Raw genomic sequence first — 22,702 nt, 5'->3', positions numbered from 1 at the left:
CTACTCCGTACGCAGGCCGTCCGGGCGCATCATGCGCAGCAGGGGCGGCAGGGTCAGCAGGGTGACCGCGGCGACCAGCCCCGCGCCGGCGCCGGTCAGCGCGAGCACCGCCGTCCAGTCGACCCGTACCGGTACCCGGGCCATGGCCATCAGCACCGCGCCCAGCCCGATCCCCGACCCGGCCGCCAGGACCAGCCCGAGGGCGACCGGCAGGGCCGTCTGCCAGAGCACCGACAGGCTCAGCGTGGAGCGCCGGGTACCGAAGGCGACCAGCGCGGACAGCAGCCGCCTGCGCTCGCGCAGCTGCTCCAGCTGCGTGACCAGCAGGCTGGTGCCGATCAGGACCAGCACCGCCGCCGCGCCGAGGAACAGCCCGGCCCGGATCCCGGCGAAGGCGGGGTCCTGCCGGGTGGCCCGCAGCGAGGACACCGTGGCCAAGGGGTCCCCCGCGAAGGCGGCGGTGCGCACCCGCTCCAGCGCGTCCGGCGCCGACTCGTCGGTCTGGACGTAGATCCGGGCGCTCTGCGCGCGCCCTGTGTCCTTCGGGGCGACGGAGGGGGTGACCAGCACCCCGCTGGGGATGAGGCCCGTGGGGTCCTCGCGGGCGGGGACGGTGCGGGCGGCGGCGGGGACGGTCCACTCGACCGTCTTCCCGCCGAGGGCGGCGGAGGACTCCGGGGACAGCCGGACGTCGCCGGCGAAGACGTGCTCACCCGGCGCCAGGGCGGTGCCCGGCGGGCCGCCGCCGAGGAGGAAGGAATCGCCCTCGCGGCAGGAGCCGAGCTCCGCGACCTCGGCCAGCGCCTCGCAGGTGCCGATGGTCACGTCGGTCGAATCCAGGGTCGGGAACTGCCGCGCGGCGCTGACGCGGGCCAGCGCGACGGCCCGGGTGACGCCCGGGGCCCCGCCGATCCGGCGGGCGACGTCCTCCAGGCGGCCCGGGGTACCGTCGTGCAGCATGACCTGGGCCGAGGCCCGGGCCGGGTCCTGCCCGGTCTCGCGGGTCACCTCGCCCTCGACGCCCGAGAAGAGCATCTGCAGGGCGATGGCCCCGGCGACCGCCACCGCGATGCCGTTGACCAGGCGGGCGGAGGGGCCGCTGGAGACCTGGAGGCGGCGCACGGCCAGCTGCCAGGAGACGGGCCCGCCGCTCATCCGGCCGACGGAGCGCTCCAGCAGCCAGGGGAGCAGGGCGGTGATCCCGACGAGCAGCAGCACCACCCCGCCGCCGACCTGCCACTGGTTGAACCGGCCGCCGTCGATGCCGCGGCCCGCCAGTGGCGCGAGCAGCCCGGCTCCGCCGAGCGGCAGCAGCAGCCGCCACCAGACGCGGCGCCGGCGCGGAGCCTCCGTCCGCAGGACGCCCAGCGGTTCGATGACCACCCGGCGCAGCGCCAACAGGGTCACGGCCACGGCCGCGACGGGCACGGCGAGGGCGACCAGCAGCACCAGCCCCGGAGCGGGGGTGAGGTCGGCCGGGAAGACACTGCGCTGCCCGACGGAGAGCGAGCCGGCCAGCGCCCGGCCGGCCGCGAAGAAGACGGAGCCCAGCACCAGCCCGGCCACGGCTCCGGCCAGCGCCTCGCCGGCCGCGGTCCGGCGGACCGTCCGGGCGTCGGCGCCGACCAGGCGCAGCGCCGCGAGCCGCTGGTCGCGCCGCTCCCCGCCGGAGCGGACGGCGGCGGCGATGAACACGGTGACCGGCAGCAGCAGGGCGACGAAGGCCAGCAGGACCGTCAGCATCAGCACCGGGCTGAGCTCCGGGCGGTCGGGTTCGCCGAACCCGGTGATCCGCTTGACGCGGAACTCGCCCGGCCCGGGCTCCGGGAGGCTGTCGACGCCCTGGTAGAAGACGAGTTCGGCCGGACCGGTGAGGCCTTCGGCGCCGATCACCGCGCCGATCCGGTCGCCGAGGCGGTCGCGCAGCAGCGCGCCGTCGTCCGACCGAAGCAGCGCCGCGAGCGCGGGGGAGACGGCCGGCTCGCCGGGGGCCGGGAAGGCCTTCAGGCCCGGCGGCAGCGGAGCCGCGGGGCCCTCCGGCCGCAGCAGCCGGCCCTCGATGTCCCGGCCGTGGTACGTCATGTCGGCCGAGGCGACCAGCAGGGTGTCGCGGCCGGGCCGGGCGGCCGTGGTGGCGCCCAGGACGGAGCGGGCGTCGTCGCGCTCCGCGCGGGCGGCGAGCGCGCCCGGGATGGCCGTGCTGATCAGCAGCAGGGCGACACCGAGGCCGACGCCGACCCCGGTGAAGAGGGTGCGGGTGCGCCCCTCGCGGCCGCCGAGGGCGAACCGGACGCCCAGGGCCAGGTCGCGGAGCCAGGTCCGGAGCACGCTCATATCGCCGGCTCCATGTCGCGGGTGCGGCCGTCGCGGACGACGACCTCGCGGTCGGAGTAGGCGGCCACCCGGGTCTCGTGCGTGACCAGGACGACGGCGGCGCTCGCGGCCCGGGCGGCCTCGGTCAGCAGCTGCATCACCAGTTCGCCGTTGAGGGAGTCCAGGGCGCCGGTGGGCTCGTCGGCGAAGACCACCCGCGGGCGGGTGACCAGGGCGCGGGCCACGGCCACGCGCTGGCCCTGTCCGCCGCTGACCTCGCCGGGACGCTTGGCGCCGATGTCCTCGACCTGGAGCCGCTCCATCCAGCCCAGGGCGGTCGCCTCGGCCTCCTTGCGCCGGACCCCGGCGAGCCGCAGCGGCAGCGCGACGTTCTCCACGCAGCTCAGCTCGGGGACGAGCTGCCCGAACTGGAAGACGAAGCCGAACTGGCCGCGGCGCAGGGCGCTGCGCTCGGCGTCGCCCATGGCGGTGAGGTCGCGGCCGTCGTAGGTGACGGTGCCGGAGTCGGGCGGGACGATCCCGGCGAGGCAGTGCAGGAGAGTGGACTTGCCGGAGCCGGAGGGGCCCATGACGGCGACGACCTCGCCGGGGTGGATGGAGAACCCGGCGTCGTCGAGGGCCTTGGTGGTGCCGTACGCCTTGCACAGGCCGGTGGCCGCGAGGAGGGAGCCGGCGGGGGTCATCGGCGCACCTCCCGGGCGAGCTGGTCCAGGCGGGCGGAGGTGAGTTCGAGCCATCGCAGGTCGGCCTCCAGGTGGAACAGGGCATGGTCGCAGACCAGCTGGTCGGCGAGGTCGCCCTTGCGCTTGCGCTGGGTCAGGATGCGCATCAGGCGCAGGTGCTCGGCGCGCTGGGTGTCCAGCAGCGCGCTCGCACTGCGGCCGGTGAGCAGGGCGAGGACCACCTTCGTGTAGAGGGTGGAGTGGAGGTAGGGCTCGGGCTTCTCGGGTTCGGAGAGCCAGTGCGCGACATCGGTGATCCCGGCGTCGGTGATGGCGTACCGCTTGCGGTCGGGGCCGCCGCCGCTCTCGATCCCGTCGACCTCGACGAGGCCGTTCTTCAGGAGGCGGGACATGGTCGAGTAGACCTGCCCGTAGGCGAGGGGCCGGTCGTGGCCGAAGTTCTCGTCGAAGGCGCGCTTGAGGTCGTAGCCGTGGCGCGGGCCGGCCTCCAGGAGGCCGAGCAGGGTGTGGCCGATGGACATGGCGGCGACTATACACGGGGTGTATACGCGCAGTGTATAGATCGAGGGGATTGGGTTTTGCCAGGTGGGAGGGGTGGCGGACGGAAAGCGCCCGGGCGCGGTGGTCGCGCCCGGGCGGAGGGCCGGGGGTGTCGAACGGTGGCGGTCAGCCGTCCCGAGGGGTGCGGGGGCGGCCGCGGGGCGGGATCGGGGCGGCGCCGCCCGGGAGCCGGCCCGCCTCGGACAGGGCCCGGCGCAGCAGGAACTCGATCTGCGCGTTCGCGCTGCGCAGCTCCTCGCCGGCCCAGCGCGCGAGGGCGTCGTACACCTGCGGGTCGAGCCGCAGCAGCACCTGCTTGCGCGGGTCCCGCCCGGCCCGGGCGGGCCTGGGCTCCTTCGGCTCCTGGTCGCCCCCGGAGGTCACTGGTAGAGGGTGCCCGTGTTGATGACCGGGGTGGCCGCGCGGTCGCCGCACAGGACCACCATCAGGTTGGAGACCATGGAGGCCTTCCGCTCCGGGTCCAGGTCCACGATCTCCTCCTCGGCCAGCCGGGTCAGCGCGAGCTCCACCATGCCCACCGCGCCCTCGACGATCTGCTTGCGCGCCGCCACGACCGCGCCGGCCTGCTGGCGCTGGAGCATCGCGGAGGCGATCTCAGGAGCGTACGCGAGGTGCGTGAAGCGGGACTCGATGATCTCGACGCCCGCCGCCTCGACCCGGGTGGCCAGCTCGGCCGCCAGCTTCTCGGTGATCTCCTCGGCGTTGCCGCGCAGCGACAGGCCGCCCTCCTCGTGGGAGTCGTAGGGGTACTCGATCGCGATGTGCCGGACGGCGGCCTCGGTCTGCGTCTCGACGAACTCGGTGAAGTCGTCGACCTCGAAGACCGCCCGCGCGGTGTCGGCCACCCGCCACACCACGACCGATGCCAGCTCGATGGGGTTGCCGTAGGCGTCGTTGACCTTCAGGACGGCCGTCTCGTGGTTGCGGACGCGGGTGGAGATCTTCTCGCGCGAGGTGAACGGGTTGACCCAGCGCAGCCCGTCCGTGCGGATCGTCCCGCGGTAGCGGCCGAAGAGCTGGACCACCCGGGCCTCGCCCGGGGCCACCGTGTTCAGCCCGCTCATGGCCATCACCGAGCCCAGCACCACCAGGATCCCGGGCAGGATCAGAGCCGTCTTCGTGGCCGACGCGGCCGCCGCCGCCCCGAGTGCGATCAGCCCGGCCCCGGCTGCCAGTCCCACCAGCCCCGACAGCAGCGCGAGGCCGCCGCCGACGCTGTGCGCCGCGAACTCCCGTACGCCGGCCGGTCGTTCGTCCGTCAACGACGCTGTCATGGAATACCCCCGTTTGGTCCGTCGCGTCCGGTCACGGCCGACTGGAACGCCTAGCAAAGTGATATCACTTTTTGCGGTGACCGCAACCCATCCGGCATCGTGAGCGTCGGTTCCATTGGAGTGGGTGCTGATTCTCACGTCCGAATTGACCGGTATTGATCAGGGTTAGCCAACCTTTGTCACAGCCTGCGGTGTTAGTTTTCTGAGCTGACGTCGGGGGGGTAATCGAGCGGAGCGGGAGCGATGGGCCGAGCAGATGCGCGACGGGCGCAGCAGCAGCGCGGTGGGCGGAAGGCGCCGACCGGGCGCGACGCCGGGCGCGCGGGCAAGCCGACCGGGAAGAAGCGCAGCGGCATACGTCGTTTCTTCACCTGGAAGACGATCCTCGGGACCTTCCTCGGCGGGATCCTGCTCCTCATAGCCGGAGCCGTCGCGCTCTACTTCTCCGTGGACGAGCCGACCGACCCGAACAAGACGGCGGTCCTGCAGAGCAACACGTTCAAGTGGGCCGACGGATCGGTCATGACCCGCACCGGCGACATGAACCGCGAGATCGTCTCGATCGACAAGATCCCGGAGGACGTCCGCACGGCCTTCATCGCGATCGAGAACAAGACCTTCTACAAGGACCGGGGCGTCGACTTCGTGGGCATCGCCCGCGGTGCCTTCAACACCCTGCGCGGCAAGGGCACGGCCGGCGGTTCGACGATCACCCAGCAGTACGTCAAGAACTACTACCTGACCCAGGACCAGTCGGCGACCCGCAAGCTCCGCGAAATGGTGATCTCCCTCAAGGTCGACCAGCGCATGGAGAAGGACGACATCCTCGTCGGCTACCTGAACACCAACTTCTACGGCCGAGGCGCCTACGGCATCCAGGCCGCGGCCCAGGCCTACTACGGAGTCGACTCCGACAAGCTGACCCTGGAGCAGGGCGCCTACCTGGCCGCCGTCATCCAGGCCCCCAGCCAGTACGACCTCGCCACCGCCGGCCCCAACGGCCGCCGCCTGGTCACCATCCGCTTCAACGCCGTCCTCGACAACATGGTCGAGATGGGCAAGCTGGACAAGGCCAAGCGCGACACCCTCCACCTCCCGGAGCCCATCAAGCCCAAGCCGCGTCCCGGCATGGACGGCCAGAAGGGCTACCTGATCCAGGCCGCCAAGGCGGAGCTGAGCCGCCAGGGCATCAAGGAAGCCGACATCGAGGCCGGCGGCTGGACGATCACCCTCAACATCGACAAGAAGAAGCAGGCGGCGCTGGAGAAGGCCGTCCAGGACGAGCTGGAGTCCAAGCTCGACCGCAAGGACACCAAGGAACGCCCGGTCGACCAGAACGTCCAGGCCGGTGCCACCTCCGTCGACGCCAAGACCGGCAACATCGTCGCCATGTACGGCGGCGTCGGCCTGACCGAGAAGTCGGCGTCCAACGCCCTGCGCACCGACTACCAGCCGGGCTCCACCTTCAAGCCGGTCGTGCTGGCCACCGCCCTGGAGACCGGGGCGAAGACCCAGGACGGCCGCCCGATCACCCCGAACACGCTCTACGACGGCACGAGCAAGCGCCCCGTGGTCGGCAGCGACACCCCCTTCGCCCCGCAGAACCAGGACGACGTCAACTACGGCGACCCGATGCTCACGGTCCAGGAGGCCACCAACTCCTCCGTGAACTCCGTCTACGCCCAGATGTTCGTGGACGCCAAGCCGGAGGTCGTGAAGAAGACCGCGCTCTCCCTCGGCATGAAGGACCGCGAGGGCTGGCCCGCCGACAAGCCCGCCATGTCCCTGGGCACGATGAGCGCCAACACCGTGGAGATGGCCGGGGTCTACGCCACCTTCGGCAACCACGGCAAGAAGATCACCCCGACCATCGTCAAGAGCGCCGAGCACGTGGACGCCGACTACAAGCCGGTCAACCCCATCGGCGCCCAGGTCATCAAGCGCGAGACCGCCGACACCGTCACCAAGGTGCTGACCGGCGTGGTCCAGGACGGCTCCGGCAAGGCCGTCCGCTCCGACGCCTACCAGGCCGCCGGCAAGACCGGCACCACCGAGTCCAACGTGGCCGCCTGGTTCACCGGCTACACCCCGGAGCTGGTCACCGTCGTCGCGATGTTCGGCGAGGACCCGAACACGCACAAGCAGGTCACCCTGACCGGTACGGCCGGCAAGGGCCGCGCGGGCGGTTCCAGCTTCCCCGCGCAGATCTGGCAGGCGTACACCACGGCCGCGCTCAAGGGCGTGAGCACCGGCGAGTTCGACCTGTCGGACGCCAAGATGGGCACCCCGGTCGGCCCGACCCGCACCGCGGTCCCCTCCAGCGGCCCCTCGGGCTCCGCCAACCCGACGCCGTCGAGCTCCGGCACCCGCCCGACGGGCAGCCCGGACCCGTCGGGCAGCGGCAGCGGCAAGCCGGACCCGTCGCCGACCAAGAACCCGACGCCGCCGACGAAGAACCCGACCCCGCCGACGCAGGACCCGACGCCGACGAAGAAGCCGACGCCGCCGCCCCCGCTGAACCCGGACCCCCTGCAGTAACCCCGTACGACACCGCCGCCCCGCAGCGTTCGCGCTGCGGGGCGGCGGTGTGTTCCCCGGCCGGGGCCGGACTGGCTCATCGCCGGTCGTGCACCGGCGGCAGGGGCAGCTCGAACCAGACCACCTTGCCGCTGCTCAGCCGGGTCGCGCCCCAGCGCCGCGCCAGACGGTTGACCAGGAACAGGCCGCGCCCGCCCTCGTCGGTCTCCCGGGCCCGGCGCTGGCGCGGCAGTTGCGGGGAGTCGTCGCCGACCTCGCAGCGCAGCACGTCCGTCCGCAGCAGGCGCAGGGTCACGGGCCGCTCGGCGTACCGGACGGCGTTGGTGACCACCTCGCTGACCAGCAGTTCCAGCGAATCGCTCAGCTCCTCCAGGCCCCAGCGGGCCAGGGCGCGGCGGGCGAACCGGCGGGCCCGGCCCGGAGCGGTCTCCTCCGGGTCCAGGAACCAGTACGCCACGTCACTGGGCGCGATCCCCTCGAAGCGGGCCGCGAGCAGCGCGATGTCGTCGTCCCGGTCGCCCGGGCCGAGCATGTCCAGCACGTCGTCGCAGAGGGCCTCCAGCGGCGGCGAGTGGTCCAGCCCGGTCAGCTGGGCGGTGGTGGCCAGCCGTTCGCGCAGCTGGTCGATGCCCGTCCACACGTCCCGCAGCCGGGACTCCACCAGACCGTCGGTGTACAGCAGCAGCGTGGCCCCGGCCGGGGCGTCCAGCTCCACGGCCTCGAAGTCCACCCCGCCGACCCCGATCGGGGCGCCCGGCGGGACGCGCAGCACCTCGGCGCGGCCGCCCAGGTGCAGCAGGACCGGTGGCGGGTGACCGGCGTTGGCGATGGTGATCCGGTGCGAGACGGGGTCGTAGACCGCGTACAGGCACGTGGCCATCCGGTCGGAGCCGAGCCGCTGGGCCTGCTCGTCCAGGTGGTGCAGCACCTCGGCCGGGGGCAGGTCGAGCTGGGCCAGGGTCTGCGCGGTCGTGCGCAGCTGCCCCATGATCGCGGCGGAGGTCATGGAGTGGCCCATGACGTCGCCGACGACCAGCGCCACCCGGCTGCCGGGCAGCGGTATGGCGTCGTACCAGTCGCCGCCGACCCGGGCCGTCTCGGCGGCGGGCAGGTAGCGCGAGGCCAGCCGCACCCCGGTGGGCTGGGGCAGGCCGTCGGGCAGCATGGTGCGCTGGAGCTCGTCGGCGATGTAGGCCTCGCGCCCGTAGAGCACGGCCTTGTCGATGCCGAGCGCGGTGTGCGTGGCCAGTTGCGCGGCGACCAGCAGGTCGTTGGTCTCGAAGGCGTCCCGGTCCGGGGTACGCAGGAACACGGCCGCGCCGATCACCCGCCGGCGGCCCCGCAGCGGCGCCAGGATGGCCCGCTGCCCGCGCGGCACCGGATGCTCGGAACCCAGCAGCTCGGGCAGCGCGTCGCGGGCGCCGGGGGCCGACCCGAACACGGGCCGGACGCCGCGCAGCACCTCGGCGAGGGCCCCGCCGGGCCGGATCTCGCACAGCTCCGCCGCGGGCAGGTCGCCCTGCGGGCCGACCAGCGGCAGCTGGCTGAAGTCGAGTTCGCCGGCGCCCCCCGCGGCTCCGGCGGCCTCGCCGCCGTCGGCCAGGCCCAGGTCGTCGATCGGCCGGAGCCGGTCGGTGCGGCGCAGCCTTAAAACGACCGGGCCGACGGGCCGCTCGTCCCCGACGGGCAGCGGGTCGCGCAGGTAGACCAGGATGGCGTCGGAGAAGGTGGGGACGGTCGCCCGGCACAGGCCGAGCACGATCTCGTCGAGGTCGATGCCGCGGGCGATCCGGCGCGTGGCCGCGCCGACGAACCGCAGCCGGTCGCCCTCGCGCCGGGCCACGCCGGTCCCGTCGGAACCGGGGCCGCCGCCGCTGCCCGGAGCGCCGGGACCGGCGGAGGGCGCGCCGTCGCCGCCGGGGGCCGCCGCGGCGCCGGTGCCCTCGCCGGGCGGGGCGCTGGGAGCGCCGTCCGCGGCCGGGCTCCGGCCCGCGTTGCGGGCGGCTCCGCCGTCACGGGCCCGTGCGCCGTCGGCGCCGGCCTCCGCGACGTCGTGCCCCGCGCCCCGGGCGCCCTCCGCCGGCCGGCCGCCGCTCTCGCCCGCGGTGCCGCGCGGGCGCGGGAAGTCGGCATGCGTGCGTACGGCCTCGGCGGCCGCGATGGGGGCCTTGCCGTGGCCGAGCTCGTCCGTACCTCCGCCGGGGGCGACGGTGGGCTGCGGGCCCTCCTGGGAGGTGGGGTACTCCGTCACGCGTGGAATTCCGTCCGTTTGCGCTCGATGTGCGCTGCACTCAACTCGGTCAGTCGCGGTATACCCGCTCAGCGGCGGGGGCACCACCACCCCCGGGTTCCGCGTCCCGCTCGTTACCTTTCTCTCCGCGTCGACCTCCGGTCAAGTCCCGGTCCCCGCAGGTCATTTACGGGTGCGGGACCGGGAAGGCCCCCACGTGCGACCGGCGGAGGACGATCCTACGTTTGACCCCCGGGGGCGCATCAAGGGTCTCATGAGGTCATGTGCGCCGGGGTGCGGTCCCACTCCTCGGGCAGAACCGGAACTTCCCAGGCCGGATCCGGTCTCCAGTCCTCCCAGCCGTCGCGGAACGGCGGCCCCCAGGCCTTGACGACCTCCAGCGCGGAGCGGCCCGCCTCCTCGACGCGCCGGGCCTGCTCGGCGTCGATCAGGCCGATCCGCCGGGCCTGCGCGAACTCGTCCTCGTCCCGCCACTTCCAGCTGCGGTCGGGGTAGACCGAGATGTCGAGGAAGTGGTCCACCGAGTCGACCCCGCCCGACCAGCGGGTCCGCGGCGCCTCCAGGTTGACGTACCAGTTCTTGAACAGCCAGCCGTGGTCCCAGAACAGCCAGACCGACCACGGGTCGGCGGGCCGGGCCAGCTTGAGCACCCCGGCGCCGAACCAGCGGGCCCGTTCGGTGGTGCGCGGCGCGGTGTAGCGGGTGGCGAGGGGTTCCTCGTGCACCGGAGTGCCGTCGGCGAGCACCGGCTTGACGCATTCGGTGCCGGGGGCCATCCACACCGCGAGCAGTTCGTCGGTGTCCTGGACGACGGTGACCGGGCGGGCGATGTGGACCCGGCCCCCGGGCCCGGGGGCGTGGTCGCGGTAGCGCCAGAGGATCTGCTCCCCGGGCGCCCAGTGCGCGCCGGTGCCGGACCTGGAAGTACCTGTCATGCGCAGATCTTAGGGCGGCGGCCCTCCCGGATGCTGCGGTGCAGGTCACCGAGGGGGACGGGGGCCATAAACGACCGGATTCGGCCCCTGTCCGGGAGGGCCCGGGCGGGCCCGGGGAGATTTCAGGGGCGGGTCATCCGCAGGACGTCCAGCGCCTCGTCCAGCTGCTGGAGCGTCAGCGCGCCCCGGTCGACGTAGCCGGACTCCAGCACCACCTCGCGGATGGTCTTGCGTTCGGCGAGCGAGCGCTTGGCGACCTTGGCGGCCTCCTCGTAGCCGATGTAGCGGTTGAGCGGGGTCACCACCGAGGGGGAGGACTCGGCGTACTCCCTGGCCCGCTCGGCGTTGGCGGTGATCCCCTCCACGGTGCGGTCGGCCAGCAGGCGGCTTCCGTTCGCCAGGAGGCGGACCGATTCGAGGAGGTTGCGGGCCATCACCGGGAGCATCACGTTGAGCTCGAAGTTGCCGGCCGCGCCCGCCACGGTGACCGCGGTGTCGTTGCCCGTCACCTGTGCCGCGATCATCAGCAGGGCCTCCGGGACGACCGGATTGACCTTTCCGGGCATGATCGAGGACCCCGGCTGGAGATCCGGCAGATTGATTTCGGCCAATCCGGTGCGCGGTCCCGAGGCCATCCAGCGCAGATCGTTGCAGATCTTGGTGAGCGAGACGGCGATCGTCCGGAGCATCCCCGACGTCTCCACCAGCGCGTCCCGCGCCCCCTGGGCCTCGAAGTGGTCGCGCGCCTCGGTCAGCGGCAGCCCGGTGGCCCGCGCCACCTCGGCGATCACGGCCGCCGAGAACCCGGGCGGGGTGTTGATCCCGGTGCCCACGGCCGTACCGCCGAGCGGCAGCTCGGCCAGCCGGGGCAGGGCGGCGCGCAGGCGCTCGATGCCGTAGCGGATCTGGGCGGCGTACCCGCCGAACTCCTGGCCCAGGGTGACGGGGGTGGCGTCCATCAGGTGCGTGCGCCCGGACTTGACCACCTCGGCGAACTCGGCGGCCTTGCGCTCCAGGGCCAGTTCCAGATGGCGCAGGGCGGGGACCAGGTCGTGGGTGACGGCGGCGGTGGCGGCGATGTGGATGGACGAGGGGAAGACGTCGTTGGAGCTCTGCGAGGCGTTGACGTGGTCGTTGGGGTGGACCTCGCGCCCGAGCCGCTCGGTGGCCAGGGTGGCGATCACCTCGTTGGTGTTCATGTTGGACGAGGTGCCCGAGCCGGTCTGGAAGACGTCGACGGGGAAGTGCTCGTCCCAGCGGCCCTCGGCGACCTCGGCCGCGGCCGACCGGATGGCGTCGGCGGTCTCCTCGTCCAGCACCCCCAGCTCCGCGTTGACCAGGGCGGCGGCCGCCTTGATCCGGGCCAGGGCCTCGATGTGGGCCCGCTCGATGCGCTGCCCGGAGAGCGGGAAGTTCTCCACGGCCCGCTGGGTCTGGGCCCGCCATTTGGCGTTCGCGGGCACCTGTACCTCGCCCATGGAGTCGTGCTCGGTGCGGAACGCCGTGGACTTCTGATCGTCGGTCATTTTCACATCCTCCTCAGGAAGTTGAGCAATTGTCTTGTTCGGACTGTTCCCATCTCCCCTACCGGCCAGTAAATACCGGGGGTAACACCGCTATCGGGGAGGCAGTACATGGCTCGTTCGCGTACGAATTCCAGGCTCAGATGTACATTCGCCGCGGTCGCGGCGGCCCTGGCCGCCCTCGGGGGCGTCACCGCAGTCACTCCCGTGGCCGAAGCGGCCCCCGCCACATCCGGCGCGATCACGCCCCTCTCGCCGGAACTCGAAGCCATCCGCGCCGCGGAGGCCACCAGGATCTACGGCGACCCGGCGATCCGCCCGCTCGCCGAACGCAGGACCGGGCTCATCTCCCTCGGCGACAGCGAGATCTCCGGCGAGGGCGTCGGAAACTACGACCCCGCCACCAACACCCCCACCAACCAGTGCCACCGCTCGCCGGACTCCGCGATCCACCGCACCGGCATCCCGGCCGACCTGACCTTCAACGTCGCCTGCTCCGGCGGCTACACCGGCAACATCCGCATCGGCGGCAGCAAGCAGTACGCCGACGAGCTGGTGCAGAGCGACAACCTGGCCATCAAGGCCCGCAACACGAGGATCAAGATGGTGCTGCTGGTCGCCGGCGCCAACGACGACCTCCAGTTCGGACCGGTCATGACCGACTGCGTCACCCGCTGGGTCCTCAGCCAGGGCACCTGCGAACCCAAGTACGGTCCCGGCTGGCAGTCCCGCGTCGACGGACTGGTGCCCAAGGTCGAGGCCACCATCGGCGACCTCAAGACCGTCATGCGCGACGCCGGCTACGCCGACTCCGACTACAAGCTCGTCGTGATGGGCTACCCCAGCCCCATCGGCCCCGACTTCAACGACAACCCCAACTTCCCCGGCAAGCTCCCCGGAGGCTGCGCCGGCTACGACTCCGACGCCGCCTGGGGCCGCAACCAGGCCGTCCCCGCCTTCGAGAAGGGCATGCGCACCGCCGCCCTCGCCGCCGGCGCCACCTACCTGGACAACTCACGGCTCTTCCACGGCCACGAGGTCTGCATGGAGGACACCTGGGCCCGCGGCCTCTACCTCGACCTCGGGGACCACTTCCCCTGGGACGAGAACACCGCCCGCCAGTCCTTCCACCCCAACTACCGCGGCCACGGCGCCTTCGCCGCCTGCCTCACCCGGTTCTACGCCTCCGGCCTGCGCGAGGCCTCCTGCGCCGACCCCGCGAGCACCGGCACCCCCGTCCTCCAGGCGGGCGCCTGGGACGACCTCTACAAGCCCCTGAGGAACGAGGCCACGGGCAACTGCCTCGACGCCTCCGGCGGCTCCAGCGCCAACGGCACCAAGGTGGTCGGCTGGGACTGCCACGGCGGCCGCAACCAGGGCTGGTGGTACGACGCAGCGAACAGGTCCGTCCACGTCGAACTCACCCAGGACCGCTGCGTCGACGTCCCCGGAGCGGACTACGGGGCCGGAGCCGGCCTCATCCTCTGGAACTGCCACGGCGGCGCCAACCAGCAGTTCGTCCGCGACGGCGCCGCCCTGCACCCCGCCTCCGCCCCCGGCATGTGCCTGACCGTCGCCGCCGCCCACGACCAGCTGCGCCTGCAGCCCTGCAACGGCTCCGCCGCCCAGCGCTTCGCCTGAGCCCGCGCCCCGGGCGCGTTCGGGCGCGCCCGGTCTTCGGGGCGAAGGGGCGCCCCGCGCACTGCGCGGGCGCCCCCACCGCTCCGGAGCGGTCACCCGGCGGCTACCGGGCGCCGGCCGCCCCCGTGCCCGCCCCCTGGGCCCCGAGCTGCTCGCGCACCGCACGGGGCCGGTTGGTGATGATCGTCTCCACCCCGAGCCGTACGCACAGCTCCACGTCCTCGGGCTCGTCCACGGTCCACACCCGCACCCGCAGCCCCTTGGCCCTCAGCCGCCCCACCAGCCCGGGATCCCGGCGCACCAGGTCGATCCCCGGCCCGGCGTGGCCCGCGAACGGCGGGCGCGGGGCGCGCAGCCGCCGCTCCATCAGGTACACGGCGGGCAGCCCGGGCGCCAGGCGGTGCAGCCGGGTCAGCGCGTTGCGCGAGAAGCTCATCACCTCGACGCGGCCGTCCGACCCGTCCGCGAGCCCGTACTCCTTCAGGACCCGCACCAGCTCCGCCTCCAGCCGGCCGCCGGACCGGGTCGGGTGCTTGGTCTCCACGGCCAGCCCCACCGGCCGGTCCGCCGCCAGGGCCTCCTTCAGCAGGTCCTCGAAGAGCAGCACCCGCGCCCCCCGGTGCTCCGCGCCCTTCCAGCCGCCGAAATCGAACGCGGCCAGCTCCTCGTACGTCAGCTCGGAGACCACCCCGCGCCCGTCGGAGGTCCGCTCCACCGTCCGGTCGTGCACGCACACCAGCCGGCCGTCGGCACTCAGCCGCACGTCGCACTCCAGGGCGTCGGCCCCGTCGGCGATGGCCTGCCGGTAGGCCCCGATGGTGTGCTCGGGATGCTCGTGCGAGGCCCCCCGGTGCGCGACGACGCGGACGGCGCGGGCGGTGCGGGGGGACGAGGTCGTCGGTGCCATGCGGGAATCCTTGCGAACCGGGGTGAACGGCCGGGTGCGGGCCTGTGGCCCCGACGTTAACCCGGCCGACGCCCGCCCACCCCCCGACGGCCGCTCACGGCTTGGCGGGGCGCGGGGCCAGCGGGGCCGGGGTGACCTTGAAGCCGCCCTTGACCACCTCCGTGAAGGGCGCCGGGGCCATGCAGGTGCCCACGCGGGGCTCCGCCACCGTGCCGTCCGGCTTCACGTCCACGTTGGCGATGCCCCAGGAGAAGCCGACCCGGTCGGGAGCGCCGTGCTCGCCGTCCTGGACGCTGATGCCGATCCGCCTGCCCTCCCAGCCGACGTTCGACGAGGTCACCACCGCCGTGACCACCGCCGTTTTCCCGCCGGTGACCACGCAGTCCACCCGCGCCTCGGCCACGGCGGTGAAGTGCTGCTCCGGCATGGCGTGGTACACGGTCACCCTGCCGCGCGCGTCGACGGGCATGCCCTGCTCCCCGCCCGGCGCCTGGAACGGCCGGCTCCACGGGACCTGTTCCGCGTCGACCGTGAAGCGGATGTCGTGCTCCGCGGGCACGTACGGGTAGGAGACCGTCCCGCCCCCGCGCACCGAGGCGACCCTCGGAGCGGCGGGCGCGGCCGGGGCGGGGGCGGCGCCGACCAGGGTGGCGACCAGGGCGCCCGAGCCGGCCAGGGCGAGGGCGCGCGTACGGTTCTTCATGGTGGACTCCCTTGAGGGACGGGCTGTTCCCGCGACGGGAACAGCCTCGCCGGGCCCCCGCCGCCGGGGCGTCCGCCGCTGGGCCGGCATGCGCGAGGGCCCCTCCCCCGGACGGGGGAGGGGCCCTCGGCGCCAGGGGCTACAGGCCCGGACCGCGCACCGGGATGTGCGTGAACGTCGGCTCCGGGGCCGGGTTCTGGAAGAAGTCGTTGCCCTTGTCGTCCACCACGATGAAGGCCGGGAAGTCCTCGACCTCGATCTTCCAGACCGCCTCCATGCCGAGCTCCTCGTACTCCAGGACCTCGACCTTCTTGATGCAGTCCTGCGCCAGGCGCGCCGCGGGGCCGCCGATGGAGCCGAGGTAGAAGCCGCCGTGCGCGCCGCACGCGTCGGTCACCTGCTGCGAGCGGTTGCCCTTGGCCAGCATCACCTTGGAGCCGCCCGCCGCCTGGAACTGCTCGACGTAGGAGTCCATGCGGCCGGCCGTGGTCGGGCCGAAGGAACCGGAGGCGTAGCCCTCGGGGGTCTTGGCCGGGCCGGCGTAGTACACCGGGTGGTCCTTGAGGTACTGCGGCATGCCCTCGCCCGCGTCCAGCCGCTCCTTGATCTTGGCGTGCGCGATGTCGCGGGCCACGACCAGGGGTCCGGTCAGGCTGAGGCGGGTCTTGACCGGGTGCTTGGTCAGCGTCGCCAGGATCTCGTCCATCGGCTGGTTCAGGTCGATGCGGACCACGTCGGCCGTCTCGTCGAGGTGCGCGTCCGTGGTCTCCGGCAGGAAGCGCGCCGGGTCGGTCTCCAGCTGCTCCAGGAAGACGCCCTCGGCGGTGATCTTCGCGACGGCCTGGCGGTCGGCGGAGCAGGACACCGCGATGGCGACCGGGAGGGAGGCGCCGTGGCGGGGCAGGCGCACCACGCGGACGTCGTGGCAGAAGTACTTGCCGCCGAACTGCGCCCCGATGCCGATCTTCTGGGTCAGCTCGAAGACCTGCTGCTCCAGGGCCTCGTCGCGGAAGCCGTGGCCCAGCGCGGAGCCCTCGCGCGGGAGCTCGTCCAGGTAGTGGGCGGAGGCGTACTTGGCGGTCTTGAGCGCGTGCTCGGCGGAGGTGCCGCCGACGACGATCGCGAGGTGGTACGGCGGGCAGGCCGCCGTGCCGAGCGAACGGATCTTCTCCTCCAGGAACTTCATCATGGAGGCCTCGTTGAGGACCGCCTTGGTCTCCTGGTAGAGGAAGGACTTGTTGGCCGAGCCGCCGCCCTTGGCCATGAAGAGGAACTTGTACGCGCCGCCGTCGGTCGCGTAGAGCTCGATCTGCGCGGGCAGGTTCGAGCCGGTGTTCTTCTCCTCCCACATGGTCAGGGGGGCCATCTGCGAGTAGCGCAGGTTCAGCTTGGTGTAGGCGTCGTAGATGCCGCGCGAGAGGGCTTCCTCGTCGCCGCCCTCGGTCAGCACGTTCTGGCCGCGCTTGCCCATGACGATCGCCGTGCCCGTGTCCTGGCACATGGGCAGGACGCCGGCCGCCGCGATGTTCGCGTTCTTCAGGAGGTCGAGGGCGACGAACTTGTCGTTCGCGCTCGCCTCCGGGTCGTCGATGATGCGGCGCAGCTGCGCGAGGTGCGCGGGGCGCAGGAAGTGCTGGATGTCGTGGATGGCCTCCTCGGCGAGCTTGCGCAGCGCCTCCGGCTCGACCTTGAGGAACGTACGCCCGTCGGCCTCGAACGTCGAGACGCCCTCGGAGGTCACCAGCCGGTAGGGGGTGGTGTCCTCGCCCAAGGGCAGCAGGTCGGTGTACGCGAACTCCGGCATGGTGGCCAATCCTCACTCGGCAGACAGCGCTGACGCCCGATTTGGCAGCGCGACTGTCCAGCGTAGAACCTCCCGGCGCGGCGGTGTCTGTGAGGTAGGGCTCACCGGACAGTATCGCGATCTATCGTGTCTCGCTATGCTGGCCGACGTGGACATGGAAAAGCATCCCGCGGACGCCGCCGCCGACCCCGCTCCGGCCCCGGTTCCCGCCGCGCCCGCGGCCCCGGCCGCCGGTGGCCTGCGCGCCTCCGACGCCGACCGGGACCGGATCGCGCAGATCCTCTCCGACGCCCTCGCGGAGGGACGGCTGACCGCCGAAGAGCACTCCGAGCGTCTGGACACCCTCTACGCGGTCAAGACGGTGGGGGAGCTGGAGGTGCTCGTACGGGACCTCCCGGCCGGCGCCGCCGCCCACGCCCCGGGGCGCGCCGCGGCCCCCGCCCCCGCGGGCGTCGGCCCGGTGGAGTCCGTGGTGGCCGTGTGCAGCAGCTCCGCCCGCAAGGGCCGCTGGCGCCCGGGCCCGCACACCCGCGCGGTCTCCGTCCTCGGCGACATCACCATCGACCTCACCGAGGCCGTCTTCGAACAGCAGGTCACCGAGTTCAACGTGGTCTCGGTGCTCGGCAACGTCGAGATCCTGGTCCCGGAGAACGTCACCCTGCGCGGCTACGGCAGCGGGGTCCTCGGCAACTTCGAGGTGCGCGGCGAGGCGGCGACCGCCGACCCCCGGGCGCCGGTCGTGATCGTCCGCGGCTTCTCCCTGCTCGGCAACATCGAGGCCCGCCCCCGGCTCGGCGCCCGCCTGGTCGACCTCGCCGACAAGCTGCGCAAGCGGCTCGGCTGAGCCGCGCGCCGGTGGGCGGGTTTCGGACGAACCGCGTCCGGCCCGCCGCGCCCGGTGCATAGGGGCACGCGCAGCGGGTAGGGACAGGTGCATCGTCTCTCGCTCGCGTATACGTCGTCAGGAGTAGACCGTGCCGCATCCGCCGCATCAGTCCCTGCAGGCAGCCGCCGTCCAGAGCCTTCAGACGCGTCCGGCCGCCGTGCCGAAGCCGCGGGTGGCGGCGAGGGAAGAGGAGGACGGGCCCTGGCACACGGAGGCGGTGTGCCGCAGGGACGAGGCGGGGCTGTTCTTCGCGCCGTCCAAGGAACCGACCGCGGCCCGGCTGGCACGCGAGGAGGCCGCCAAGCGGGTCTGCGCCCGCTGCCCCGTGATGGTCGCCTGCCGGGAGCACGCCCTGCTCCAGCCCGAGCCGTACGGGGTGTGGGGCGGGCTGACCGCCGCCGAGCGGCGGGTGGTGCTCGGCCGCCGCCGGCGCCGCGCCGCAGAACTGCTGCCGGGCGCGCCCGGGCCCGTCGCCGCCGCGGGCTGACCCGCGGGCCGCGCAGGCCCCAGGAGACGACTGAGGGGCGGTCCCCCCGCACGGGGACCGCCCCTCGGGCGTGCCGTCACCGGCCCGGCCGCTCCTACTGGGCGCGGTCGAAGTCGATGTCGCTGTAGGCGCGCAGCTTCGACAGGCGGTGCGTGGAGTCGATCTGCCGGATCGTGCCCGACTTCGAGCGCATGACCAGCGAGGAGGTGGTCGCGGTCTCCGAGCGGTAGTGGACGCCGCGCAGCAGCTCGCCGTCCGTGATGCCGGTGGCGACGAAGAAGACGTTCTCGCCGGACACCAGGTCGTTGGTGGTCAGGACGCGGTCGAGGTCGTGGCCCGCGTCGATGGCCTTCTGCCGCTCGGCCTCGTCCTTGGGCCAGAGCTTGCCCTGGATGGTGCCGCCGAGGCACTTTATGGCGCAGGCCGAGATGATGCCCTCGGGGGTGCCGCCGATGCCCATGAGCAGGTCGACGCCGGTGCCCTCGCGGACCGCCATGACGGAGCCGGCGACGTCGCCGTCGGAGATGAACTTGATCCGGGCGCCGGTCTCGCGGATCTCCTTGACGATGCCCTCGTGGCGCGGGCGGTCGAGGATGACGACCGTGACGTCCTCGGGGGCGATGCTCTTGGCCTTGGCGACCCGGCGGATGTTGACCGAGACGGGGGCGTTGATGTCGACGAAGTCGGCGGCCTGGGGGCCGGTGACCAGCTTGTCCATGTAGAACACGGCGGACGGGTCGAACATGGTGCCGCGGTCGGCGGCGGCCAGGACGGCGATGGCGTTCGGCATGCCCTTGGCGTTCAGGGTCGTGCCGTCGATCGGGTCCACGGCGATGTCGACCTCGGCGCCGGTGCCGTCACCGACGCGCTCGCCGTTGTAGAGCATGGGGGCTTCGTCCTTCTCCCCCTCGCCGATGACGACGACGCCGTTCATCGAGACGGTGGAGATCAGGGTCCGCATCGCGTTGACCGCGGCACCGTCGGCGCCGATCTTGTCGCCACGGCCGACCCACCGGCCCGCGGCGAGTGCCGCAGCCTCGGTGACCCGTACGAGTTCGAGGGCGAGGTTGCGGTCAGGCGAGTCGGGGGCGACTTCGAGCTGGGGCGGCAGGTTGTGCTCGGTCATCGGAGCGCACCTTTCTGTACGACGACGGCCGGGAGTGTGAGGGTGCTGAAACTCTATCGGTTCGTCGACATATTGAGCAGGGCGGGTCACTTATGAGCGCATTATCGGTCAGCCGGTGCTGCTGAGCGGACACCGTCCGCCCCTCGCGCGCCGTCCGCCCGGCCGCCACGCCGACCCCGGCGGTGATCGCCGCGGGCCATGCGGGACGATGGTGGGGTGGCAGGTATGAAAGGCAAGCAGACGGTCTGGGACATGGTCCGGTCGCTGGCGGTGATCGGCGTCGTGGTCGCGGGTATCTACATCTTCATCCCGCACGACGACAAAGCCGACCCGACGCGCACGGTCGACTACCGGGTGGAGACCCTGACGGCCCGGCGCGCGGCCCCGTACCCGGTGGCGGCCCCCGTGGGCCTTCCGGAGCAGTGGCGGGCGACCTCGGTGACCTTCGAGCGCAAGAACGCCAATGCCTGGCACCTGGGCTTCCTGGACCCGGAGCAGCAGTACGTGGCGGTCGAGCAGTCCACGGACGCCTCGAAGAAGAACCTCGACAAGCTCACCCAGAAGGCCGCGCCCACCGGGCAGACCCAGCAGGTCGGCGACCGGGCGTGGGAGCGCTGGGACGGCGAGAAGTACGACGCGCTGGTCCGCCAGGACCAGGGCTACGTCACGGTGGTCACCGGGACGGGCTCCTTCGAGCAGCTGGGCGCGATGGCGGCGGCGCTGGAGTTCAAGCAGGGCCGGTGACGCGCGAAGGCCGCCCGCCCGGGGAAACCGGTGCGGGCGGCCTTCGGCGTGTCGGTGCCGCGGTGCCGGGGCTCAGACGGTGGTGATGACCTCGTCGTAGGACAGGCGCGGGGAGCGGGGGTGGAAGGCGTCCTCGCCCGGCTTGCCGATGTTGACGACCATCAGGGCGGAGTGGTCGCCGTCGAGGAACTCCTTGTTGATGCCATCGAAGTCGGCGCCGGTCATCGGCCCGGCGGCCAGGCCGGCGGCGCGCACGCCCACGATGAAGTAGGCGGCCTGCAGCGCGGCGTTCATGCCGGCGAAGCGCTCGCGGTTCGGACGCTCGGTGAAGAAGTCCTTGACCTGCGGGTAGTGCGGCAGGAGGGTGTCGAACTCCTCGTGGAACTCGTTGTCCGCGGAGAGGATCGCGACCAGCGGGGCGGCGGCCGTCTTGGCCTTGTTGCCGTCCGACATCAGGTTGACCAGGCGCTCGCGGGCCTCAGCGGAGCGGACCAGCGTGACGCGCAGCGGGGTGGCGTTGAAAGCGGTGGGGCCGTACTTCACCAGGTCGTAGATGGCCTGGACCTGCTCGTCGGTCACCGGCTCGTCGGAGAACGAGTTGGCGGTGCGGGCCTCGCGGAACAGCAGGTCCTGAGCAGCGGCGTCGAGCACGAGAGACATCGGTAAGCCTTCTTCTGTACGGAGTGGAGCGGTACCCCGACCTTAGGCAAAAGTAGATGAAATTTCAACTACTTTCCTCGGTGGATGGCCGGGTCACTCCTCGCGGCCGTCCCCGCCCGCCTCCTCCGCCGCCTCCCGGGCGGCCAGCGCCGAGTCCAGCCGGGCGCGGGCGCCCTCCAGCCAGTGCCGGCAGACCTGCGCCAGCTCCTCGCCGCGCTCCCAGAGCGCGAGCGACTCCTCCAGCGAGGTGCCGCCGGCCTCCAGCCTGCGGACGACCTCGACGAGCTCGTCGCGGGCCTGCTCGTAGCCCAGCGCGGTATCGGTCTCAGACATTCCCGTGTCCCATCGTAGATGTGTGTTACAGCGATTTCGTTGCCGGAACGTGTCCGTCTCCGGCCGTCCGCGAGCCGGCCTCCACCACCGACACCGCGAACTCGCCCTCGGCCACCCGCGCCCGCAGCTCCTCGCCCGGCGCGGCCTCGCCCGGCGCCCGCACCACGTGCCCGTCCGCCCGCTGGAGCACCGCGTACCCGCGCTCCAGCGTGGCCGCCGGCGACAGCGCCACCACCCGGGCCCGGGTGTGCTCCAGCTCCGACTCCGCCCGGTCCAGCAGGTGCCCCAGCGTCCGCCGGCTGCGCGCCAGCAGGGCCTCCACCTCGTCCTCCCGGGTCTCCACCATCCGCTGCGGATGGACGAACACCGGCCGCGCGAGCGCGTGCGCCAGCCCCCGCTCCTCCCGCTCCAGCAGTCCCCGAAGCGCCCGCAGCCCCCTCCCCTGGAGCTGGCGCACCCGCTCCAGCTCCTCGCCGACGTCCGGGACCACCTTCTTCGCCGCGTCCGTCGGAGTGGAGGCCCGCAGGTCCGCCACCAGGTCCAGCAGCGGGGTGTCCGGCTCGTGCCCGATCGCCGAGACCACCGGCGTACGGGCCGCCGCGACCGTCCGCACCACCTCCTCGTCGGAGAACGGCAGCAGGTCCTCCACGCTGCCGCCGCCCCGCGCCACGATGATCACGTCGACCTCGTCCAGCGCGTCCAGCTCCTTGACCGCCCGCACCACCTGCGGCACCGCGTGCACCCCCTGCACGGCCACGTTGCGCACCTCGAAGCGCACCGCCGGCCAGCGGCGCCGGGCGTTCTCCAGCACGTCCCGCTCGGCCGCCGAGGCACGCCCCACCACCAGACCGATCAGCTGCGGCAGGAACGGCAGCGGCTTCTTGCGCTCCAGCGCGAACAGCCCCTCGGACGCCAGGGACCGCTTCAGCCGCTCCAGCCGCGCCAGCAGCTCCCCGATGCCGACGGGCCGTATCTCCGTCACCCGCAGGGACAGCTGCCCGCGCGGGGCGTACCACTCCGGCTTCGCCAGGACGACGACCCGCGCGCCCTCCGACACCACGTCCGCGACGTCGTCGAAGACCTGGCGGAAACACGTCACGCTGACGGAGATGTCGTGCGACGGGTCCCGCAGCGTCAGGAAGACCACCCCCGCCCCCGGCCGCCGGGACAGCTGAGTGATCTGCCCCTCCACCCACACCTGGCCCAGCCGGTCGATCCAGCCCCCGATGAGCCGGGACACCTGACCGACCGGCAGCGGCGCCTCCGCCGACGTATTGAGACCCATGCAGGCAGGCTAACCGGCGAGGCTGAC

Annotated in this window: 20 protein-coding genes; 5 read left to right on the top strand and 15 right to left on the bottom strand. The window is 72.9% G+C overall.

Translation table 11 applies throughout. The features are described 5' to 3' along the window. From WDV06_RS01075 to WDV06_RS01055, 5 genes are all read right to left on the bottom strand, one after another. The gene (locus WDV06_RS01075) at positions 1–2,334 is read right to left on the bottom strand and encodes an ABC transporter permease (RefSeq protein ID WP_395507652.1); all 2,334 of its coding nucleotides are present in this window, start codon (positions 2,332–2,334) and stop codon (positions 1–3) included. Beyond that, positions 2,331–3,017 (bottom strand): ABC transporter ATP-binding protein, encoded by a 687-nt coding sequence (locus tag WDV06_RS01070; protein ID WP_395507651.1) that lies wholly within the window; start codon positions 3,015–3,017, stop codon positions 2,331–2,333. Before WDV06_RS01070 ends, WDV06_RS01075 begins: the two co-directional genes overlap by 4 nt. Continuing rightward, positions 3,014–3,538 (bottom strand): PadR family transcriptional regulator, encoded by a 525-nt coding sequence (locus WDV06_RS01065; protein WP_395507650.1) that lies wholly within the window; start codon positions 3,536–3,538, stop codon positions 3,014–3,016. Before WDV06_RS01065 ends, WDV06_RS01070 begins: the two co-directional genes overlap by 4 nt. A gap of 145 nt (positions 3,539–3,683) precedes the next feature. Beyond that, entirely contained in the window at positions 3,684–3,941 is a 258-nt protein-coding gene (locus WDV06_RS01060) for a type II toxin-antitoxin system antitoxin (protein ID WP_395507649.1), read from the bottom strand. After that, complete coding sequence (locus tag WDV06_RS01055; RefSeq protein ID WP_395507648.1) at positions 3,938–4,852, bottom strand: SPFH domain-containing protein; 915 nt, start codon at positions 4,850–4,852, stop codon at positions 3,938–3,940. Before WDV06_RS01055 ends, WDV06_RS01060 begins: the two co-directional genes overlap by 4 nt. 243 nt (positions 4,853–5,095) lie before the next feature. Between WDV06_RS01055 and WDV06_RS01050 the strand changes: the two genes are divergently transcribed. Then, positions 5,096–7,390, top strand: coding sequence for a transglycosylase domain-containing protein (locus tag WDV06_RS01050; RefSeq protein WP_395507647.1), 2,295 nt, complete (start codon positions 5,096–5,098; stop codon positions 7,388–7,390). A 76-nt stretch (positions 7,391–7,466) separates the two neighbouring features. Here WDV06_RS01050 and WDV06_RS01045 read toward each other — a convergent pair whose 3' ends face one another. The 3 genes from WDV06_RS01045 to WDV06_RS01035 form a co-directional block, all read right to left on the bottom strand. Continuing rightward, positions 7,467–9,641, bottom strand: a complete 2,175-nt coding sequence (locus WDV06_RS01045; protein ID WP_395507646.1) for a SpoIIE family protein phosphatase — start codon at positions 9,639–9,641, stop codon at positions 7,467–7,469. Positions 9,642–9,892: 251 nt separating this feature from the next. Beyond that, positions 9,893–10,576: a cytidylyl-2-hydroxypropylphosphonate hydrolase gene (gene fomD / locus WDV06_RS01040; protein ID WP_395507645.1), complete on the bottom strand. Its 684-nt coding sequence runs from the start codon at positions 10,574–10,576 to the stop codon at positions 9,893–9,895. A gap of 122 nt (positions 10,577–10,698) precedes the next feature. Next, positions 10,699–12,102 (bottom strand): class II fumarate hydratase, encoded by a 1,404-nt coding sequence (locus tag WDV06_RS01035; protein WP_395507644.1) that lies wholly within the window; start codon positions 12,100–12,102, stop codon positions 10,699–10,701. Between the two features lie 108 nt (positions 12,103–12,210). Here WDV06_RS01035 and WDV06_RS01030 point away from each other — a divergent pair, with 108 nt between their 5' ends. Next, the gene (locus WDV06_RS01030; protein ID WP_395507643.1) at positions 12,211–13,740 is read left to right on the top strand and encodes a ricin-type beta-trefoil lectin domain protein; all 1,530 of its coding nucleotides are present in this window, start codon (positions 12,211–12,213) and stop codon (positions 13,738–13,740) included. Positions 13,741–13,843: 103 nt separating this feature from the next. Here WDV06_RS01030 and WDV06_RS01025 read toward each other — a convergent pair whose 3' ends face one another. From WDV06_RS01025 to WDV06_RS01015, 3 genes are all read right to left on the bottom strand, one after another. Next, a complete protein-coding gene (locus WDV06_RS01025; protein ID WP_395507642.1) occupies positions 13,844–14,647 on the bottom strand; it encodes a glycerophosphodiester phosphodiesterase in 804 nt (267 codons plus the stop codon). Between the two features lie 94 nt (positions 14,648–14,741). Then, positions 14,742–15,350 (bottom strand): hypothetical protein, encoded by a 609-nt coding sequence (locus tag WDV06_RS01020; RefSeq protein WP_395507641.1) that lies wholly within the window; start codon positions 15,348–15,350, stop codon positions 14,742–14,744. Between the two features lie 139 nt (positions 15,351–15,489). Beyond that, positions 15,490–17,154 (bottom strand): fumarate hydratase, encoded by a 1,665-nt coding sequence (locus WDV06_RS01015; RefSeq protein WP_395507640.1) that lies wholly within the window; start codon positions 17,152–17,154, stop codon positions 15,490–15,492. 148 nt (positions 17,155–17,302) lie between these two features. Between WDV06_RS01015 and WDV06_RS01010 the strand changes: the two genes are divergently transcribed. Both WDV06_RS01010 and WDV06_RS01005 read left to right on the top strand, forming a co-directional pair. Further along, entirely contained in the window at positions 17,303–17,998 is a 696-nt protein-coding gene (locus WDV06_RS01010; protein WP_395507639.1) for a DUF1707 SHOCT-like domain-containing protein, read from the top strand. A 130-nt stretch (positions 17,999–18,128) separates the two neighbouring features. Beyond that, positions 18,129–18,527, top strand: coding sequence for a WhiB family transcriptional regulator (locus WDV06_RS01005; RefSeq protein WP_388944796.1), 399 nt, complete (start codon positions 18,129–18,131; stop codon positions 18,525–18,527). Between the two features lie 94 nt (positions 18,528–18,621). On the opposite strand, the gene glpX is transcribed toward WDV06_RS01005, so the two are convergent. Continuing rightward, complete coding sequence (glpX, locus tag WDV06_RS01000; RefSeq protein ID WP_395507638.1) at positions 18,622–19,653, bottom strand: class II fructose-bisphosphatase; 1,032 nt, start codon at positions 19,651–19,653, stop codon at positions 18,622–18,624. Between the two features lie 225 nt (positions 19,654–19,878). Between glpX and WDV06_RS00995 the strand changes: the two genes are divergently transcribed. Further along, positions 19,879–20,397, top strand: a complete 519-nt coding sequence (locus tag WDV06_RS00995; RefSeq protein ID WP_395507774.1) for a DUF4245 domain-containing protein — start codon at positions 19,879–19,881, stop codon at positions 20,395–20,397. 72 nt (positions 20,398–20,469) lie between these two features. On the opposite strand, the gene WDV06_RS00990 is transcribed toward WDV06_RS00995, so the two are convergent. The 3 genes from WDV06_RS00990 to xseA all read right to left on the bottom strand — a co-directional run bounded on the left by WDV06_RS00990 (position 20,470) and on the right by xseA (position 22,675). Beyond that, complete coding sequence (locus tag WDV06_RS00990; protein ID WP_395507637.1) at positions 20,470–21,057, bottom strand: malonic semialdehyde reductase; 588 nt, start codon at positions 21,055–21,057, stop codon at positions 20,470–20,472. A gap of 93 nt (positions 21,058–21,150) precedes the next feature. Further along, entirely contained in the window at positions 21,151–21,390 is a 240-nt protein-coding gene (locus WDV06_RS00985; protein ID WP_395507636.1) for an exodeoxyribonuclease VII small subunit, read from the bottom strand. A 25-nt stretch (positions 21,391–21,415) separates the two neighbouring features. Further along, positions 21,416–22,675 carry an exodeoxyribonuclease VII large subunit gene (gene xseA, locus WDV06_RS00980; RefSeq protein WP_395507635.1) on the bottom strand — a complete coding sequence of 420 codons (1,260 nt, stop codon included), beginning with the start codon at positions 22,673–22,675 and terminating at the stop codon, positions 21,416–21,418. Positions 22,676–22,702: the final 27 nt, after the last annotated feature.

The sequence above is a fragment of the Streptomyces racemochromogenes genome (genome assembly GCF_044129415.1).
In the GTDB taxonomy this organism is placed as follows: domain Bacteria; phylum Actinomycetota; class Actinomycetes; order Streptomycetales; family Streptomycetaceae; genus Streptomyces; species Streptomyces racemochromogenes_A.
Note: the sequence above shows the minus strand (reverse complement) of the source record. Positions and strands in the feature narration are given on the sequence as shown.